Source organism: Tistrella bauzanensis (assembly GCF_014636235.1).
GTDB lineage: Bacteria > Pseudomonadota > Alphaproteobacteria > Tistrellales > Tistrellaceae > Tistrella > Tistrella bauzanensis.
Genome location: NZ_BMDZ01000157.1, coordinates 1 through 2,487 on the forward strand (window position 1 = coordinate 1; position 2,487 = coordinate 2,487).

Sequence of the window (2,487 nt, forward strand, 5' to 3'; positions counted from 1 at the left end):
TCCCTCAGGTCCGCGATCATTGAATCGAACTCCTGACCGTTTGGGAATCCCCTATGAGTCAGGACTCACGAGATTTGGTATAACGGCCGATGGCGCCATCGATGTCATGGGCCACGATATCGGGACGTGGATCGGCTATGCCTATGCTGCCGAATGGCCGGAGGACGTGAAGCGCCTTGCGGTCTTCGATGCGGCACTGCCCGGCATCACCCCGCCGGCGCCGCCCGGCATTCCCTCGCCGGAGGCGAACGCCAGAACCTGGCACTTCGCCTTCAACCGGCTCGACGATCTGCCCGAAATCCTGTTGCAGGGGCGCGAGCGCGCATTCCTGACCTGGCTGTTCCAGGCCAAGGCGGTCCGGCCCTGGACGATCACCCCGGCCGACCTCGATGAATATGTGCGGATCAATTCCGGCCCTGGCGCAACGCGCGCCGCTCTTGCTTATTACCGGCAGAACCTGAGCCCTGAAGACCTCGCGCAAGGCAGAGCGCGGGCCGCTCGAAAGCTTGTCATCCCGGTGCTCGCCTTCGGGGCGGATGCCGGTGTGGGAGGGGCGCTGATCGACACGATGCGCCTTGTGGCGACGGATGTCCGCGGCGGCGTCTTTGCAGGATGCGGACATTATATCCCCGAGGAGGCGCCGCGCGCCGTTGCAGACCAGATCCTCGGCTTCATGCGCAGATGACGCTATTGCGCCTCGTCCCCGGACGGGGCGCTTTCGCATACTCGGATCCCGAGACGAGGCAGCGCTCGCAGAGGCCCGACGGCAGGTTGCGGCGTTCCGATCTCAGCGGGCACTCTTTGGCCAGCCAGCCAGGGCCTGTTCGGCCACCGCCTGGAGAACGTCGCGAGGGAAACCGGCTTTTGCCTGCACGGCGATGCCGTGGGTCACCGCCATGACATAAGCGGCCAGGATGGCGCAGTCGGCGGTTTCCGGCAGATCGCCTTCGGCCTTCGCTCTCTCGAAGCGCGCGCGAAGCAGTGCTTCGCCGTTGGCCCGATAGGCGATCAGGGCCTGGCGGATGGGTTCGGCGGTGTCCGATCCGGCCAGGACGCCGTTGACGCCCAGGCAGCCTGTGCGGTCGGGATAGCGCGTGTTGAGTTCAACCGCGCCGCGCAGGAAATGTGCAGCCACCTGACGTGCGCCGGGCATCTCAAGCGCTTCCGGGAGGTAGCCCAGATAGCGCTCGTGATAGCGCGCCAGAGCCTGGCGGAAGAGCGATTCCTTGTTACCGAACGCCGAATAGAGGGCAGGCCGCTCAACGCCGGTCGCCTCGGTCAGATCGGCATAGGACGTGCCCTCATAGCCCTTGCGCCAGAAGGCACACAGTGCGGCATCAAGGGCCTTGTCCACGCAAAATTCACGATGGCGTCCCATAAGATCAACCCGGCTATTTTCATAACGATCATTACTAAACCACTTGACAGCCCGTGTCCAGATTTCATACCAATCGTTACCATAATGATGATTATGATAAATGGGCAATGTCGCCCATCTTGGATCAGGCCGGACCCTGGTCCTGCACAGAAAGGATTTTCCATGCAGACCCTGTTGAAGGGAAAAGTCGTCCTGATCACGGGCGGCTCGCGTGGGCTTGGTGCCGCGACGGCGGAGGCCTTCGCGGAGCGCGGCGCGGATGTTGCGATCAGCTATGCCGCCTCGGCCGACAAGGCCGAGGCGGTCGTGGCGAAGCTGAGGGCAAAGGGGGCGCGCGCGATCGCGATCAAGAGCGATCAGGCCGATTTGTCCACCGCCCGGCCCTTGATCGACGCGGTGATCGCCGAATTCGGCCAGCTCGACATCCTCGTGAACAATGCCGGCATCGCAGTCCAGGGCCATCTCGTCGACGATCCCGCGCTCGATGGAGAGGCATATAATCGCAAGTGGCAGGTCAATGTCATGGGCACCATCGCCAACACCCGTGCGGCAGCGCCCAGGCTGAGCAATGGTGGCCGGATCATCTTCATCGGCTCGGGGCTCGGCTCTTTCGTCCCCTTCCCGGGCGTCGCCGATTATGCCGCAACGAAGTGGGCGCTTGCCGGATACGCCAAGGGCATCGCGCGCGACCTTGGCCCCCGGAACATCACCGTGAATGTCGTACAGCCCGGCATCATGCCCACGGACATGGCCTCGGACGTCGCCGGCGAGCTTCCGGACCGCGAGGCGATTCTGGACATGCATCCGATCCGTCGCATCGCAACCCTCGAAGAAGTGGCGGAAACCATCTGCTTCCTCGCCGGTTCGTCTGCGGGCTATATCAACGGCGAGACCATCAATATGACAGGCGGTTTCGGGATCTGAGCGACGGGAAAGGCAGGGGCCCGAGGGGGCCGTCCTTATATCTGTGGCCCCCTCGTCATGTCCGTTAAGCCGCAGCACCACCCTGCCCGGTGGCAGACCGGTCGGGGGGATGTCCCGCCCGATGTTGAAAAGGGCTCGGCGGACGTCGCTGGTTGATGAGGCTATGCAGCCTCGCAGACGGGGTC

Annotated in this window: 3 protein-coding genes; 2 read left to right on the top strand and 1 reads right to left on the bottom strand. The window is 63.8% G+C overall.

The genetic code is table 11. The features are described from left to right. Nucleotides 1–685: alpha/beta fold hydrolase (locus IEW15_RS25220; protein WP_188583257.1), on the top strand; the 685-nt coding region annotated here is incomplete at its 5' end. Nucleotides 686–787: 102 nt separating this feature from the next. Here the strand turns inward: IEW15_RS25220 and IEW15_RS25225 are convergent. Continuing rightward, nucleotides 788–1,378, bottom strand: a complete 591-nt coding sequence (locus IEW15_RS25225; RefSeq protein WP_188583261.1) for a TetR/AcrR family transcriptional regulator — start codon at nucleotides 1,376–1,378, stop codon at nucleotides 788–790. Between the two features lie 162 nt (nucleotides 1,379–1,540). Here IEW15_RS25225 and IEW15_RS25230 point away from each other — a divergent pair, with 162 nt between their 5' ends. Further along, nucleotides 1,541–2,302, top strand: a complete 762-nt coding sequence (locus tag IEW15_RS25230; RefSeq protein WP_188583259.1) for an SDR family NAD(P)-dependent oxidoreductase — start codon at nucleotides 1,541–1,543, stop codon at nucleotides 2,300–2,302. Nucleotides 2,303–2,487: the final 185 nt, after the last annotated feature.